14 protein-coding genes are annotated in these 14,945 nt (G+C 54.4%); 7 read left to right on the top strand and 7 right to left on the bottom strand.

The window, feature by feature from the left end; genetic code table 11:
• The 3 genes from GOB87_RS09900 to GOB87_RS17155 all read left to right on the top strand — a co-directional run.
• On the top strand, window positions 1-816 hold an 816-nt coding region (locus GOB87_RS09900), incomplete at its 5' end, for a HipA family kinase (RefSeq protein WP_198911710.1).
• 24 nt (window positions 817-840) lie between these two features.
• A complete protein-coding gene (locus tag GOB87_RS09895; protein WP_166315965.1) occupies window positions 841-1,755 on the top strand; it encodes a hypothetical protein in 915 nt (304 codons plus the stop codon).
• Window positions 1,756-2,149: 394 nt separating this feature from the next.
• Window positions 2,150-2,539 (top strand): DUF3761 domain-containing protein, encoded by a 390-nt coding sequence (locus tag GOB87_RS17155; RefSeq protein WP_166315962.1) that lies wholly within the window; start codon window positions 2,150-2,152, stop codon window positions 2,537-2,539.
• A gap of 20 nt (window positions 2,540-2,559) precedes the next feature.
• On the opposite strand, the gene GOB87_RS09885 is transcribed toward GOB87_RS17155, so the two are convergent.
• The 4 genes from GOB87_RS09885 to GOB87_RS09870 all read right to left on the bottom strand — a co-directional run bounded on the left by GOB87_RS09885 (window position 2,560) and on the right by GOB87_RS09870 (window position 5,700).
• Window positions 2,560-3,450 (bottom strand): hypothetical protein, encoded by an 891-nt coding sequence (locus GOB87_RS09885; RefSeq protein WP_166315959.1) that lies wholly within the window; start codon window positions 3,448-3,450, stop codon window positions 2,560-2,562.
• 75 nt (window positions 3,451-3,525) lie between these two features.
• Window positions 3,526-3,942, bottom strand: a complete 417-nt coding sequence (locus tag GOB87_RS09880; RefSeq protein ID WP_166315956.1) for a hypothetical protein — start codon at window positions 3,940-3,942, stop codon at window positions 3,526-3,528.
• Window positions 3,939-4,136, bottom strand: a complete 198-nt coding sequence (locus GOB87_RS09875) for a helix-turn-helix domain-containing protein (protein ID WP_166315953.1) — start codon at window positions 4,134-4,136, stop codon at window positions 3,939-3,941. The genes GOB87_RS09880 and GOB87_RS09875 overlap by 4 nt, the downstream gene beginning before the upstream one ends.
• A 607-nt stretch (window positions 4,137-4,743) precedes the next feature.
• Entirely contained in the window at window positions 4,744-5,700 is a 957-nt protein-coding gene (locus GOB87_RS09870) for an Lrp/AsnC family transcriptional regulator (RefSeq protein WP_166315950.1), read from the bottom strand.
• Window positions 5,701-5,799: 99 nt separating this feature from the next.
• On the opposite strand from GOB87_RS09870, the gene GOB87_RS09865 reads away from it, so the two are divergent.
• Entirely contained in the window at window positions 5,800-6,903 is a 1,104-nt protein-coding gene (locus GOB87_RS09865) for a virulence RhuM family protein (RefSeq protein ID WP_242006288.1), read from the top strand.
• Window positions 6,904-6,915: 12 nt separating this feature from the next.
• Here the strand turns inward: GOB87_RS09865 and GOB87_RS09860 are convergent, their stop codons facing one another.
• Window positions 6,916-8,226 carry a tyrosine-type recombinase/integrase gene (locus GOB87_RS09860; protein ID WP_166315947.1) on the bottom strand — a complete coding sequence of 437 codons (1,311 nt, stop codon included), beginning with the start codon at window positions 8,224-8,226 and terminating at the stop codon, window positions 6,916-6,918.
• Between the two features lie 715 nt (window positions 8,227-8,941).
• Between GOB87_RS09860 and GOB87_RS09855 the strand changes: the two genes are divergently transcribed.
• A complete protein-coding gene (locus GOB87_RS09855) occupies window positions 8,942-10,783 on the top strand; it encodes a S9 family peptidase (protein ID WP_166315944.1) in 1,842 nt (613 codons plus the stop codon).
• 137 nt (window positions 10,784-10,920) lie between these two features.
• On the opposite strand, the gene GOB87_RS09850 is transcribed toward GOB87_RS09855, so the two are convergent.
• Both GOB87_RS09850 and GOB87_RS09845 read right to left on the bottom strand, forming a co-directional pair.
• On the bottom strand, window positions 10,921-11,652 hold the full coding sequence (locus GOB87_RS09850) for an SDR family NAD(P)-dependent oxidoreductase (RefSeq protein ID WP_166315941.1): 732 nt from the start codon (window positions 11,650-11,652) through the stop codon (window positions 10,921-10,923).
• A 105-nt stretch (window positions 11,653-11,757) separates the two neighbouring features.
• A complete protein-coding gene (locus tag GOB87_RS09845; RefSeq protein ID WP_166315938.1) occupies window positions 11,758-12,951 on the bottom strand; it encodes a glycosyltransferase family 4 protein in 1,194 nt (397 codons plus the stop codon).
• 265 nt (window positions 12,952-13,216) lie between these two features.
• On the opposite strand from GOB87_RS09845, the gene GOB87_RS09840 reads away from it, so the two are divergent.
• Both GOB87_RS09840 and GOB87_RS09835 read left to right on the top strand, forming a co-directional pair.
• Window positions 13,217-13,984 (top strand): tetratricopeptide repeat protein, encoded by a 768-nt coding sequence (locus GOB87_RS09840; protein ID WP_242006287.1) that lies wholly within the window; start codon window positions 13,217-13,219, stop codon window positions 13,982-13,984.
• Window positions 13,985-13,991: 7 nt separating this feature from the next.
• Entirely contained in the window at window positions 13,992-14,906 is a 915-nt protein-coding gene (locus GOB87_RS09835) for a glycosyltransferase family 9 protein (protein WP_166315935.1), read from the top strand.
• Window positions 14,907-14,945 lie beyond the last annotated feature (39 nt).

Raw genomic sequence — 14,945 nt, 5'->3', positions numbered from 1 at the left:
TTCAACATCAAAGAAACCAGACTGCTTCATATCGCCATTCCCTCAATCAACGCAGAAGAAATAGAATCATACAGAAGACCTCAAAACCAGGGGGTTTTTAGAACCCTCCACGTCGCGGGAAGAGCCGCCATTCTAAAAGACTTGGATGCAACTCAGTTATTTAACGAATTGCTGTCTTTTTTGGTGGCGAGAGAAATTGGCTTACCTGTTCCGGATGGATTTTTGGCAATAGTCGAAAAAGGCAGCATAAAAACAAAATATGCTCCCTTAACACCTGATGGTTTCCCTGTTGTTTTTGCAAGTGCGGATGTAAAACAACCTAATTTATATTCATTTATCACCATGGGAAATGGTAGAATAGAAGATACTTTATTGAAGTTTATGATAAATTCTTTAAAAAAGTGGGAGTTTTTAGGAGCTCTCTATGGATTCGATACTTGGACTGCGAACATAGATCGTCACTGTGGAAATTTACTTTTCGATGGTGAGAAAAATTTTTGGCTCATCGACCATGGGCATAGTTTTTCTGGTCCAGATTGGCCTTGTCACACGTTGTCCGCCAACGGGTGCTATGAAAATCGCTTGAGCGAATGGATGACGCCACATTTGTGTGACACAGATAGAAATAAACAAGTCGCTGATTCTGATAATTTTTTTGGTCCGATTTCATGTGACGTTTTTTGCCACGCAGTGGATAAAATTTCTTCCTTTGGACTTCTCCCCGAGAATTGCGTTGCTTCTTTGAGGGAATTTTTGAAGGATCGGAAGCGTTACGTGAACCATTATGTTGAAGCGTTACGTGAACCATTATGTTAAGGAAGCTTTGGGAGTGTTGATGTGATGAAATTGAATATCACATCCGATGCGTTTCCTTCATTGGAAGGCATGATCGAAGCAAATTGGGCTCCTATTGTTCTTGATCCGACAAACGAAGGCTATGAGCGTTTGGTCGTTGGGTTTGCTGCCATATCAAAAGATGATTTTTTAGTAAAAAAGATCAATTCTGTTTATAAACTAAACTGTCTATATGGTGAAAATGCCAAGTCAATATTGAATTTTATTGATTTGTTTATTGATTGCTTAATTAACGATATTGCCGAAAGAAAGATCGAAGCCCTTTCACGTCCCTCATCAATTGTATCAAATATTTTCTTGGGCAATTTACGTCAGGCGGCAGGAAGAAATTTAGATGAAATATATAAAAATTGGGCACGAATGATTTGTTCATTTTATGAAGAGGATGATAAACATAAAATAGTATATTCAGAAACAAGTAGAGAGACTAAAGAAAAAGATCGGCTTGCAAAATTAATTGTTAAATATGTTGCATCCAAGAAAGAGAGTCTCGTCTCTTGCTTCCGAGAGGATCTAAGAATTTCTGGAAAACGTGCAGTTCCTGCACGTAATGGCTCTGTTCAAATAGATTTTTCAGGAGTTAATCTGACAGCAAATTTGGGAACACTGAATTTTTCTAGCGTCCCTACTTCTACCAGACAGATTAAATTTCAAATGTGGGATCTACTAATTGATAGAGATAATAATAAAAATAGTCTTTTTAATAAGAAACATGAAATGTTGGTATTTAGACCAGCAAACGATGACCCGCAGATGTCAGAGAAACAAGCTGATCGGGTAAATGATGCGATTCTTGAGCTTGAGATCCAAGCAAAAAAAGAAGAATTACACTTGAGGCCCTTTGACAGAATTTCTGAAATGGGAAATTGGCTTGTGAATTCTGAGAATAGGGTGGCTTAGTATTGTGTAACTCGCCAGTTTTATGGGGGCTATTGCAATCGCTGGCTTATGAATACGTTTGCGTCCGGCGGTCTCCAGAGCGCATGAAGCGATAGCGAACGCGATGATCGCCACCAGATCCTTGCGTAAGGCTCGGGCAGCACCGAGGGCAGCCATGCTAGAGCTTCCGAGGTGGGGATCGTTATGTTACAGACTTCCGTTTTGAATGATGGATTTTCTTCATCGGGTGTTCTCTTGATCTGTTGAGAATTCCTTATGACTCGGGGACATTCCCGCGGAAGTAGGTGCGTAAAAGAAAGGAGGGCCGAAGCCTCCCATTATTTGTGCGATGCTTGCTCCGCTATCCACCGTCCACCGTCCACCGTCCACTTCACTTCCGCACTATCCGTAATGGATGAGGCTCAGTTGTGGCCGCGGTGAAGTCCGGGTTGATCTGAACCGTCCCTGCCTGTCAGTGAAGGACGCCGAGGAGATATTGCCGGTTTCATCGCTCTGGTTCCAACAGCAGCCAGAGCCTTCTCTCCTGCTGGCACAGGCACTCACACAGACAAGACCGTTACCGCGCCCCGCAAGCACGCCCCAGCAACTGAGGAGCCGGAATGAGGCCCAGCTGGTGGAACACAAGCACTACCGGAACGTGAGCGGCCAGACTGTGCACTCCCCCGCCCACACGAAGAACGGCAAAGCGCCCCGTGGAGCGGTCGCCGAGTGTGCGGACGGATCATTCAGTTTCAGTCGTCACTCTCGCGGCACATGCTCACGTCACGGCGGAGTGGTGGGGTAACATGACGCTGCATTAAGCTGTCAGCCAGTTACGGAGATCCCCGGCAGTTCCGGACATGGATCGCTGCAATCAGCGTAAGCATCTTCCTGTAATCGCTTGATGACTCCGGACCATTTATTCTGGTCTTTTTCCAGTTTCCTCAAATACTGGGCGGCGATCAGATTGATATCCAGCCGATATCCTTGCGCAGCTGCATACACACGCTGATTCACAGTCAGCGGCATACAGCTGTAAACGGGCTGTTCTCGGATTGACGAAGCATAAATATCCATTTGCTGAAAATTTTGCCGTGTCAGACCCAGAAGATCGACAACAGCATTAGCGTATTTATTCCAAAGAGATTGAATGTCGTTGCAATGCATCTCCGCAATGTAGGACATGATTTGCTGAACTGCGTCCGTTTTCTTCTGCTCGAATTCCTTAATTTCTTTATAGGCTGCCTTAGCTTCTTCTCTCCTCTTTTGCGCACAGCTTTCCGCTACGACGATCTGGCGTTCGAGACCATCGAACTCACGCTTACGATCGGCAAGATGAGGCGGAAGCTCAGCAGTAATGCTGATGTCATCCGCGCTGATATTGTCTTCAATCTGCTTCTGGTAAAATGCATCGATTTGGTCGTTCAAGTCAGAAAAACTGGCTAAGCGTTCTTTGAGGCCCATAGAAATTTCCTTGGCCTTTTGCGCACTCTCTTGTTTGGCATCATAGTTATCCTGCAAACTGCCCTGTGATTCCTGCAGGTTTTTCAAGGCCGTACGCATTTTCGCAAGCCGTTCAGAATTGGAGTCCGACTGCTTATCGGACGCACGCGGCACAACAACCGTTACCTCGTCCCCGAACTGACGAGGAACTGCAGGTTTTGGCTCTTCGTCAGAGGAGGACATAAAAGCCGAATTACCGGAAATTTTAACCATGGATTGAAAGTCCTTAGAGGAAGAGAGGGCCGCTTCCTCATGACGGGAAACGTGAGCGATGAATGAAAATCGCGATCAGGCAGGGCGACGCTCTGCCCAGCCAAGCATGCGTTCACTTGGAGATGCGTCAGCGGCGTGAGGATGATTGACCGACTCTTTGGCTGCCACCTGACGTTGATAGGCGGAGACAAGACTTTGCCCAGGCGTAAGGCGACCTTTAGTTGCGGGTAGCGGCGGCGTTACTGCATGAGCAGGCTGAGGCGGGACGGAATAATCTTTTGCTGCCACTCGCTTCTGATGAGCGGCAAAAAGTCTTTGGCCTGGCGAAGGATCGCTATGTGTTGCTTCCGCAGCAGCGGCGCCTCTTTGAGGAGTGTTCAGATGGAGGAAATTGCTCATCTGTGATCCAGATCCATTGGATGCACCGAGCTTCTTGCTTACAGCCTTTGCATTGCGTTTCCGCAAATATGCGAACGGACTACTATTTTTCATGTTGTTTCTTTCGGAAGTTGGCTGGACACGCCATTGCGTATCCAGTTCCGGAAATGCTGTTCCTGGATGAACACGCGTCCGCCCACACGGGTGACGCGCGGACCAATATTTTCCGCGATGTATCGCCGCATTGTACGCGACGTGACACGCGCCTGGTCGGCCGCTTCGTTGATTGAAAGGAGCTTCAGATCCATCAAAAATCTTGCCCTGTTCTGTGGTTCCAGAGCGAGATTATGGTTTAGATATTTTATGACAATAGGAGAATTTATAAGAGATTATTTCTATTGTGCCTGTAAATACCTAACGGTGCCCAGTGATGCCTAATGGTACACTTTTGGCGGTATCACGTTTTGTTTCGTTCGGTTGAATATCTGATCCATTACGAGAGTCTGACTGGTTTTGCCTCTGGCCCTGGTCAGCGCCAAGAGCAAGCGCCTGAGCAGAAATGGACCTGATCGTAACAATCCCTCACTTCGTCCAGGGCAGCTTTGTCACCTGAAGGACAGCGCCCCTGCACCAACGGTGCAATGGTGTATGAAGAACCGTCTTTTGTGGGGTGGCGAGGTGGTGGTTGCTTGGGTGGTAGATGAGTGGCGACATGGTAGTCGGATGGGTAGGTGACGGGTCTGTATCGGTGATGGTGACACATCGGTAACGGGTCGGTGTCGGGTAGCTGGATGGTTCTTCATAGACCATTGCACCGTTGGTGCAGGCTTAGGACGTCGCTGTTCTCCACGCAGGCAGTATCCCGAATTCCCTATCGTGGAAGAATTGAAGTGCCGCGTTCAATCTGAACACACATCAGGACGCCATACGTCTGCGGATATTCATCACGGTGGCTGGCGACACCCGTGCCCGCGAAGCCACCTCTCGCAGGGTCATCGCCCTACCTTCCGGGGTGGCAAGGATACGCTTCACCTCTGCCCGTCGTTGGCTTGCGGTGTTCAATTTGAACGGGGGAGCGGCTTCATTGTGGTCGGGTGTGTCGGCATTCCCCTCACTCTCCAATCGCTCAAGGTCAGCAAGAACGGCTTTCGCATCGTCATAAATGCCCTCGCTTTCCACCTGGAACCTTAGGCGCACGATCACATCAGATAGGTTCCGGGCTGGTATCAGCTTCTCGACCATGTCCCCGAGATGTGTCCGTCGCAGATCTGCTCCTGCGCTCAGATATTCCGCCTGCTCGTTACCGCCCGTGATATTCCGGTCATCCACCAACCTCTCCCAAGCCTGATACTCAGCCAGTGCATCGGGTATCGTTTCAGGCCACGGCACCATCCGGCCCATCGCTTCGGCAACCTTTTCAGTGGGACGGAATGATTGCCCATCGAAGGTCGGAAAACTCCCCTCCACCCTCGGATCTCTGAACGGCTCAACAGCGGCATCCAGAGCCAGCTCCTCTGGTGTCCTGGCGAAAACCGCTTCCTCTGATCCGTAGCGAGCAATCACTTCCGCGATCCGATCAGCATTCTCCCGCATCCATCTCCGCCGTTTGGCGGCGTTCTCGCGTCCCCATGCTTTCACATGGGCTGGATTGTTCATGTTGTAGAACGTGAACCCGCCGGGACCAGCGGTCGGCGCTCCATCTCCGAAGCCGCCTTCAGCCAGAAGATCGGGGATGTCCTCGATCACATATCCGAACGGTTCCACCATCGCGGTGGCACGGCTTCGAGCGGCGTCTATCTCGCCTTCGTTGCCGCTTTCGACCAGAGCCCAGACTTTCGCCAGTCGTTCAAGGTTGATCTGTGTCTGCGCCATTGACCGCCCCTGTCTTGTTCATTTTGAACATACGGCTGCGGGACGGATGGTACAATGCGGAGAGAGTGTTGATCATGGCCGGACGCCGCTATAGCCAGCATGCAGGCAATCCTGAACGCTCGCATTTCCGCCAAAGGTAAGATTTCTCCTTTGGCGCCAGCTGAGGAAGGACACGACAGTATGAGCAATGGCGAGATCATCCTCTACACGACCGAGGACGGCAAACAGGCGATCCAGCTTCGGGCGGTCGATGGAACCGTTTGGCTCACTCAAAAGGAGATGTCTGATCTATTTGCTAAAGATGTTCGTACTATCAACGAGCATCTTCGTAACATTTACGCTGAAGGAGAATGCGATCCTGAGGCAACTATCCGGAAATTCCGGATAGTTCAATTGGAAGGAGATCGGGAAGTCAGCCGGGAGGTTGATGTATACGATCTTTCAGCAATTCTTGCCGTTGGCTTTCGAGTCCGTAGCTCGCGAGGCACCCAGTTTCGGAGGTGGGCGAACAGCGTCCTGTCAGAATATCTGGTCAAGGGCTTCGCTATGGACGATGCCCGGCTGAAGGATCCTGACGCGGATTATTTCGAAGAGCTTCTTGCCCGCATCCGGGACATTCGGTCATCGGAAAAACAGTTCTATAAAAAGATACTGGAGATTTACGCTACCAGCATCGACTATGACCCGTCAGCAGAAGCTTCCACACGGTTTTTCCAGACCGTTCAGAACAAGATGCACTGGGCTGCACATGGGCACACAGCGGCTGAAATCGTGGTCAGCAGGGCTGATGCCGACAGGGACCACAAGGGGCTTACTTCTTGGTCCAACCAGCCGAAGGGTGGCCCTCCACGCAAGGCTGATGCTGTCATAGCCAAGAACTACCTCAGCGACGAAGAGCTTCATGCGCTGAATCGTATCGTCTCCGCCTATCTGGAATTTGCCGAATTTCAGGCCATGAACCGCAGACAGATGACGATGCAGGCATGGGTCGCCAAACTGGACGATTTCCTCCGTTTGGGTGATCGGGATGTGTTGACGCACGCAGGAAAATGCACAGCATCAGCCGCGAAACAGAAGGGCGGAGAAGAGTTTGAGCGCTGGCGTAAACGCGCTATCGAGGAGCCAAGCGCCGTGGAACTTCACTTCATGGAGGCGGTAGACAAGGTGAAACAACTGGCGAAAAGCACCCGGAAGAAATCGTAACCAGAAATCACCTTACCTCCGCAGCGGCACCACGTTGCCGCGCGTGGGTTTGAAGCCCGCCCCATCAGCCACAGCCACCACATGCTGCGTCCACGTATCCAGGGCCGCCGCACGCTCAGTCAAAAACTCATGGCGCTGATAGACCGCCGCCACGCCCTTGATGGCTCCCTGCACATGATTCAGCACCCGGCCAGCTACGTGATGACCAATCCCAAGCCGCGCCATAACCGTGACGCCGGTGCGCCGGAGGTCATGAAGCCGCCAGTCCGTTCCAGGCAGGAGTGGGGTCTTTTTTCCGGCCTGTGATCCCTCCGGCTTTGTCATCAATTCCACGAGACGCGCCTTTGCCTTGGAGAAGCCTGAAATCGGCGTGCGTCCGTTGGTCGTGAAGACGTAGGGAGAGATGGCGCCGGTTTTCGGGTTGCTCTGCCTGGGAAGGCTGGCGAGGATCTGACTGGCTGGCTCCGAGAGGTGGACGATATGTGCCCGTCCGTTCTTCGCCCGCTCTGCTGGAATAGTCCAACTGGTCAGGTCCGGGTCCAACTCTGACCATTTCATGTCCGCTACTTCATCCCGGCGTTGCAGCGTCAGGGCCAGAAGACGGAAGAAAGGACCGAAGGGATAAGGAAGCTCACCGGAGGCGTTCCAGTAGGCCGAAAGCTCTTGATCTGTCAGCACCCGATCCCGTGAGACGTTGCCACCTTCCACGATCACGCTGCCGAAAGGATTGGCTTCTATGAGCTGACGCTTCTGCGCCCATGTCATCATCGCCCGCCCGTAATCATGCAGCCTTCTGGCCATGACAGGATGCTGACCCGCGATTTCATCGAGACGTAACTGCAATTCGCTTGAGGTGATTGAGCGGGCTGGACAGTCGAGGAGAGCTGCGAACGAGGCCCGTAGCCTTTCAGGGGCGTCCTTGCGGTAGGAGGCGCTACGCTCCCGCAGCGGCCCATCCTGCCATCGATCCACAAGAACGCGCATCGTCAGGGCGTCAGCCACAGCTTCCGCCTCTTGGCGTATTGTCTCAGTCTGTGCGGACAGGATGCGGGCTTTCTTTTCCCCGACTGGATCATAGCCCGCCAGAACGCGCCCACGGGCTTCCTCGGCCATTTTCCGGGCCTGTGCAGGCGTCAGGTCGCCATACGGCCCCAGCACGAGCCGCCGCACACGACCACCAAAGCGATACTGGAACAGGAAAACCTTGCTTCCGGTCTCGGTCACACGGACGGCAAACCCTCGCAGCTCATCATCCATGAACATGCAGTCCCGCTTCCCCGGCGGGCAGGCCAGGGCGTCTATTTCCCGTTTTGTGAGCTTCATCCGATGCCTTGGTTACACCTGTTACACCTTTGAAAATGAAAGGTGTAATCAGATTTTAGGGAAAAAATACAAGGAAAACAGTATATTATATATGTGAGTTACACCTAGTACACCTATACACCTACAAATGTGTATCCCCCCAGAATTTTTCATACCCCGTCCCGCCCATTTTTCCGGCTGGCGCTTTGTTTCCGGACTCAATCCGGACTCATCTGAAAGCGTATTACAGGCACCTTGAGGCATCACCAGTCACCTCACCGCCTCCGGCCTTATCCTTTAACCTATTGTTTTGCCACGATTAGGCACCATCAGGCACTTTGAGGGTATCTTACAGCCCATGAATGGCATTCAGGAGGTCGTCGGTTCGATCCCGATTGGCTCCACCAGTTCCCCTTTTGCTGCGGAACCGGTGATACGGAAACGACTGTTTCCTTTTTCTCTTAAATAATCCTGCTTTGCGTTATTCTTCCGTCAAGGTGAATGAACGACACTGCCGCGCACCAAGGGCTGTCGCTGTCTTTTCCCAGACGTGGAGACGTTCATGAAGCGTCAGCTTCTCATTCTGGCCACGATGTGTGCGGGTCTGTGCCTGACAGGCGACAACTTTGCACTGGCTACCGCTGTTCCCTCCGTTCAACAGGACGGGCATGGCAAAGGCACACCGAAAGATCCGACCGATCCAAGCCTGCGAACCGAGCAGCAACTCGGTGGCTCCATGCTGTTTGAGGCTCTTTATCAGAAGGCCCTGACAGTGCTGCGCGATCCACACCGGTTGGAGCATCCCACATTCCTTGCGGGCCATATCTGGGATTTCTGGCAGGATGCCGGTCATCCACGCGGCATATGGCGCCAGACGACTTTAGCGTCGTTCCGCACGCAGCTTCCGGGATGGCGGACGAAACTCGATCTGGACCATCTCTCGAAGGACGAGCATCGGGACTGGGTCTTTCATGGCACGATCTGTCTGCAACCAAAAGAACGCTATTGTCTGATAGAGCTTTCTGAAAAGGAGCATGAAGAGCGTACCCTGCGGGAATACGACACGCAGGCGGGTCTGTTCATCTCGAATGGTTTCACGTTTCACGGGAAAAATCTGTCCGTTGCCTGGGTAGACCGTGACACGCTTCTTGTTTCAAGAAATGAGAAAACATCGGAAAAGGATAATGAGAATTCGGTTTCCGTGGTTCGTCGTGTCATAAGAAACCAGAATTTTTCGCAGGCGCTGGAAATTGCGCGCGCTCAGTCGGCTGACAGTACGTTCCATCCGCTGAATGTGGTGGATAGCGACGGACAAAGTCGTCTTCTTCTCCAGAAAAGTCTTCCGGAAAATACGACGAAGTTTGGTTTACTTGATGGAATGGACACGGCATTTCATGGGGACGATTCCGGTCATGTGAAGTGGTTGGATCTTCCCGAGCGGATTGATCTTGTGGGAATGGTGCGGGGACAGTTGGTTTTTTCGCTGCATCAGGACTGGTTCTCTCCAGATGGGAAGCATGTTCATGCGGGAAGCCTCATATCGGTCGATCCTGAAAGCAAGGACAAGACCATTTCGATTTTGTTTCCTGCAGGCGAAAAAGAGGATATTCTTGAAACATCCGTCATACATGATGGAATTGTTGCTGTTTTTCGTCATGATTCTGAGAATCACGCCGTTCTGTTTCTGGCATCACCAGCCGAACATATGACATGGATGCATCGGAATATTTCGTTACCAAAGCAAGGAGCGATTCATATCGCGACGTCAGATGTCGCATCCGGTCAATGTCTTCTCGAGACGGAAGGTTTTCTCGATCCACCCCGTATCTGGCTCATGCAGCCGGATATGGCGCAGCCTGTTGTTATCAGACAGTCACCACCACTCTTTGAAAGCACGTCGCTGACTGTGGAACATTTCACTACAGCTTCCGCAGATGGTTTACAGAGTCCATATTTTCTCGTGCATCCAGTGAGCATAAAAAAGGATGGGAACAATCCAGTTATTCTCATGACTTCTGGAGATGTCGGGTCTTTGCAACCTTCTGCTTATGATCCTGTTATGGGAAGTCTCTGGCTGGAAAGAGGTGGTGTGCTGGCCGTGGCCGATATCGGGAAAGACGGACATGAAGTGGAGAGGCTTGCGTCTGTTGGGCGCGATCTGTTGGCACACCACATCACAACCGCTGAGCATCTGGGAATCAAAGGCCGTCCGACAGAAGGGTTCCTGATGAGCCAGGCTTTTGTCCGTTATCCTTCCTTGTGGAACGCAGTTGTCATGAACATGTCATCACCGGATACAGCAGACACGAAAAGCTCTGAATATGACACTCTTTTTGAGGGAATGAAGCTGGGTATCCATTATCCGGAACCTTTTATTGTGTCCTCCGTGTTGGATGAAGCGACCAATCCGGTAGGTATCCGTTCTCTTGTTGCGCATCTCAGTGCACTGTCTCTCCCATTCTTTTATGACAATGGGAGCAGGAATGGAAAATCTGACGCGGACGATGCTGAAAAGACGGCACGTGAACAGGCGCTTGAAACCGTTTACTTTATGCAACGACTTGCTGAAACGCACTGAATAAAGACGACTGTTTCTGTAATCTTGTAGGGTGCCCGGGCACTGCCCAGACCCGGAAGAGATCGTAGATCCCCTAATAGTTTCCAAAGGTCTGCAACCTTTGGCGGGTCAAGGGCAGTAGAACAGAGTTCTCCGGATCAGGCTGTCAGTCCACCATCCACACTCAGCGCCGCACCTGTAATATAGGACGACTGCGGACTGGCGAGAAAACCTGTGAAACTGGCGATGTCCGCCACTTTGCCATAACGCGGAATAGCGAGAACGGCGCGCAGGGCATCGGCGGCAGCGCCATCTTCGGGATTGAGATCGGTGTCGATCGGACCGGGCTGGATGACATTGACGGTGATGTCCTTTGGACCCAGATCGCGGGCCAGTCCCTTGGCAAAACCGACAAGACCCGCCTTGGTCGCGGCGTAAATCGAGATACCGGGCACCGGCACGCGCTCGCCAAAGGCCGATCCCATGAGGATGATGCGTCCACCGGCCTTCATCACGCGCGCAGCTTCCACGGCTTCGATCATCACGCCGCGCATGTTCAGATCGAGCGTCTTGACGATGTCTTCACGCGTCATGGTGTCAGGGCCGCCATAGGGATAGGCGCCAGCATTGCAGACCAGCACATCCACCCGTCCCAGAGCGTCCACGACCTTGCCCACCAGAGAACTGTTGTCCTCGATATTGCCGCCATCGGAGCGGATGGCGATGGCGCGACGACCGAGCTTTTCCGCCATGTCGGTCACGCGCTTGGCGGCCTCCGCATTGCGGGTATAGGTAATGGCAATGTTGAAGCCGTCCTTGGCAAGACGTTCGGCAATGGCAGCACCGATGCCGCGGCTGCCGCCGGTAATGATGGCAACACGATCTGTCATGGGAAATATCCTGTCCTATTCGCGAACGAAGCGGGGTCAACAGCAGGCCTGCCGTCACTGTGTGCCTCTAACACGCATGAGAAGAGGCCGCGACCGGCGGGCCGCTCAACTTTCCGAGGCAAGGGCCTGCTTGCGCATATGCGTGCCCAGCAGTTCATCATACACCCCCAGCGTCGCCAGTTGCAGGTTGCGTGTGGTGTAGTGGGCCAGCACATTGTCGCGGGCACGCTGCCCCATGGCCGCGCACTGGTCATCGCTAGCTTCCAGCGTGGCGGCGATCATGCGCGCAAGATCGGCCGCGTCTCCAGGTCGAAAGAGGATGCCTGTCTCTCCATGGGTCACGGTTTCCATGGCCGCTCCATGAGCCGCCACAATGACCGGACAGGCCATGGCCTGCGCCTCCACCACCACGCGCCCGAAGGGTTCGGGGCGGAGCGAAGGCACCACGACCAGTCCTGCCAGCAGCAATGCTGCGGGCATGTCCGCGCAATGTCCGCCAAAACGGATGCGTCCGTTCAGCCCCCGTTCCTGTGCCTGTGCGGCCAGAATCTGAGGAAAGTCCGAGCGTTCGGGCGCTGTGCCCACAAACACACAGGTCCATGGTGTGTGGGTCATCCTTTCGCGGGTCATGAGTGCGAGTGCGTCAAGCAGCAGCCCCTGCCCTTTCCACTCCGTCAGTCGTCCGGGCATGAGGATCAGAACGGAATCGTCCTCGATACCCCAACTGTCCAGAAGGGCCTGCATGCGGGTGCCGCTCACACGGCTGGGGTCGAACTGGCGGATATCCGCGCCACGCGGGATCACGCGCAGACGGTCTTCCGAAACGTCATACTCGCTGCGAAGCCGATGGGCGATGAAGCGACTGATGGCGATCACCCTGTCTCCGGCGGCGAGCACGGAATTGTAGAACTTCTTGGCGCGTGTCGTGGCGTTGTGAACACCATGCCACGTTGTCACGAACGGAGTGCCGGTCTGCCTGCAGGCGCGATGCGCCACCCATGCCGGGATTCGGGAACGCGCGTGAACCAGATCGACCTTTTCCCGTCGAATCAGCCGCTTGAGATGCAGTGTGTTGGACAGAACGGCCAGTGGCGATTTTCGCCCGATGGACAGTGTGACGTGCCGGCCACCCGCGCGCTCCACCATCGGTGCGAGCCTGCCACCAGCGCTGGCCACCAGTGCCTGTCCACCACCGCGCGTAATCGCCTCGACCATCTCGATGGTGCCGCGTTCCACTCCGCCACTCTCAAGTGCAGGCAGAACCTGAAGTATGGTAGGGCGGTGGGACGGCACATGCATGATGAATCCGGATAGCACGCTCTGTCAGGGACTGCATCCACAGGGGTTGACCCATCACGGTCTCGGACGGTCAATGGCGGATATGTCTGTCGCCCTTCCATTCTCAGTGTCCCCGGTTCTGTTGCGAATGCCACCGAAAGCGTGGGCACGGAGCAAGAGAAGGGTATGTCTGGGCCTTCTTTTACTGACTCTGGGCCTCTTTTTGTCCAATTCACCGGGATGGGCGGCACGGACTTCCAGCAAGCCGGCAGACACGCGAAACACTTTGCCACCCTTTTCCTTTTCCGAATGTCTGGCGTTGCTGGATGAAGACCCGTCGGGCGTGGAGGATTATGTGGCGTCACACGCCACTGCGGGCGATGAACGGGCGGTTCGCCATTGCTCGGCCCTCTCGAACGTGCTGCTTGGTAATGCACCGCTGGCCGCGGAAGAGCTTGACCGGCTGGCGCGGGACAGGAGACGGGGACCACAGGAAACGGAAGACAGTTCACCCGAAGAGCGGGCCGATGTGGCCGCCGATGCCGCGCGCGCGTGGCTGGCGGCAGACCAGCCCGGGAAGGCCGTGGCGTCCAGCGATTACGGGCTGGAACTGGAGCCTGAGTCGGTTGTCCTGCATCTCCTGAAAGCCCGCGCGTTCCTGCGCCTGAAAGAACCGGAGCAGGCCTTGGGTGTCCTGTCTGCTCTTGGCAACGACCCGATCCTTTCGTCCGAGACGCATCGCCTGCGCGCCTCCGCCGAACTGGCATTGAACCAGCCTGAGCAGGCCAATCGTGATGTGGCTCTCTCACTGGCGGCCGATCCGGATGATCCGGCAGCGCTGCTGGATCGCGGCATCATCCGGCAGCGCCTGAACGATCTGGCGGGTGCTCAGGCCGACTGGCAGCGCGTCATCGACCTTGCTCCAGATTCCCATGAAGCGGACCTTGCCCGGCAGGATCTGGACGTGCTTGCCGCCGATCCGGATGCGTTGCCCCCCAGTCATGAAACGGTGTCCTCAGGCATGGCGACAGCCTCTCATGCGGCCACGCCGTGATCCGCGCATGAAGTCTCATTCGAGGCGTATTCTGGTCATCCGCCTGGGGGCGCTGGGCGATTTCGTGCAGAGTTTTCCAGCTTTCGCGGCCATTCGTGCTCACCATGATGGGGCCGCCATCACGCTGCTGACCACGGCACCTTTTCGCGAACTGGGCGAAGCCAGTCCGTGGTTCGACCGCGTGGAGATCGATGCACGCCCGCGCCTGACGGATCTTGCGGGCATGAAACGCCTGCGGGCGCAGTTGCGCGGGTATGATCTGGTCTACGATCTCCAGACCTCCAGCCGTTCGAACTGGTATCATCGCGTGGCCCGAAAACCCACATGGTCCGGCATTGCGAAAGGCGCCTCCCTGCCGCACGCCAATCCGTGGCGCGATGAAATGCACACGCGCATGCGTCAGCGCGATCAGCTTCGCATGGCGGGGATTGGCGCCGTGCCGGATGCAGATCTGACATGGCTCGCGGCAGGCGGTCCGGTTCTCGATGCTCCCTATGCGTTGCTCGTTCCGGGGGCGGCCCCCCATCGTCCGGCCAAGCGCTGGCCTGCGGTGCAGTTCGGAGAACTGGCGTCGCGACTGGCCGGACGCGGAATACGGCCTGTGGTGGTCGGCGCGAAAGGCGATGCGGAACTGGCGGCCGTGATCTGTGCCAGTTGTCCCGAAGCGTTGGATCTGACGGGGCGCACGTCCCTGCTCGATCTGGGGGGTCTATGCGCCCGCGCGGCATTGGCCGTGGGCAACGATACCGGCCCGATGCATATGGCCGCCGCTATGGGTTGTCGCTGCGTGGTGCTGTTTTCAGCCGAGAGCGATCCGGCTCTGACCGCCCCCCTTGGTCTCGCGGCAGGGCAGGTGGACGTGATACGGGTACACGATATGGCAACTCTTTGCGTGGACAGGGTTGTCTCGATCCTTGGCTGACGCCATTAAGATCGGCCTTTATCCTTCAGGGACAGCCAA

This window comes from Acetobacter estunensis (genome assembly GCF_011516945.1).
GTDB lineage: Bacteria > Pseudomonadota > Alphaproteobacteria > Acetobacterales > Acetobacteraceae > Acetobacter > Acetobacter estunensis.
This window is presented reverse-complemented; position numbering and strand designations above follow the sequence as displayed.

What these genes read in the sequence shown, in the direction of transcription:
- GOB87_RS09885 (WP_166315959.1), bottom strand. Translation starts at nt 3,450, where the DNA reads ATGGTTAAAATTTCCGGTAATTCGGCTTTTATGTCCTCCTCTGACGAA.
- GOB87_RS09870 (WP_166315950.1), bottom strand. Translation starts at nt 5,700, where the DNA reads ATGGCGCAGACACAGATCAACCTTGAACGACTGGCGAAAGTCTGGGCT.
- GOB87_RS09895 (WP_166315965.1), top strand. Translation starts at nt 841, where the DNA reads ATGAAATTGAATATCACATCCGATGCGTTTCCTTCATTGGAAGGCATG.
- GOB87_RS09850 (WP_166315941.1), bottom strand. Translation starts at nt 11,652, where the DNA reads ATGACAGATCGTGTTGCCATCATTACCGGCGGCAGCCGCGGCATCGGT.
- GOB87_RS09880 (WP_166315956.1), bottom strand. Translation starts at nt 3,942, where the DNA reads ATGAAAAATAGTAGTCCGTTCGCATATTTGCGGAAACGCAATGCAAAG.
- GOB87_RS09835 (WP_166315935.1), top strand. Translation starts at nt 13,992, where the DNA reads ATGAAGTCTCATTCGAGGCGTATTCTGGTCATCCGCCTGGGGGCGCTG.
- GOB87_RS09845 (WP_166315938.1), bottom strand. Translation starts at nt 12,951, where the DNA reads ATGCATGTGCCGTCCCACCGCCCTACCATACTTCAGGTTCTGCCTGCA.
- GOB87_RS09855 (WP_166315944.1), top strand. Translation starts at nt 8,942, where the DNA reads ATGCTGTTTGAGGCTCTTTATCAGAAGGCCCTGACAGTGCTGCGCGAT.
- GOB87_RS17155 (WP_166315962.1), top strand. Translation starts at nt 2,150, where the DNA reads ATGAGGCTCAGTTGTGGCCGCGGTGAAGTCCGGGTTGATCTGAACCGT.
- GOB87_RS09860 (WP_166315947.1), bottom strand. Translation starts at nt 8,226, where the DNA reads ATGAAGCTCACAAAACGGGAAATAGACGCCCTGGCCTGCCCGCCGGGG.
- GOB87_RS09875 (WP_166315953.1), bottom strand. Translation starts at nt 4,136, where the DNA reads ATGGATCTGAAGCTCCTTTCAATCAACGAAGCGGCCGACCAGGCGCGT.
- GOB87_RS09865 (WP_242006288.1), top strand. Translation starts at nt 5,800, where the DNA reads ATGCAGGCAATCCTGAACGCTCGCATTTCCGCCAAAGGTAAGATTTCT.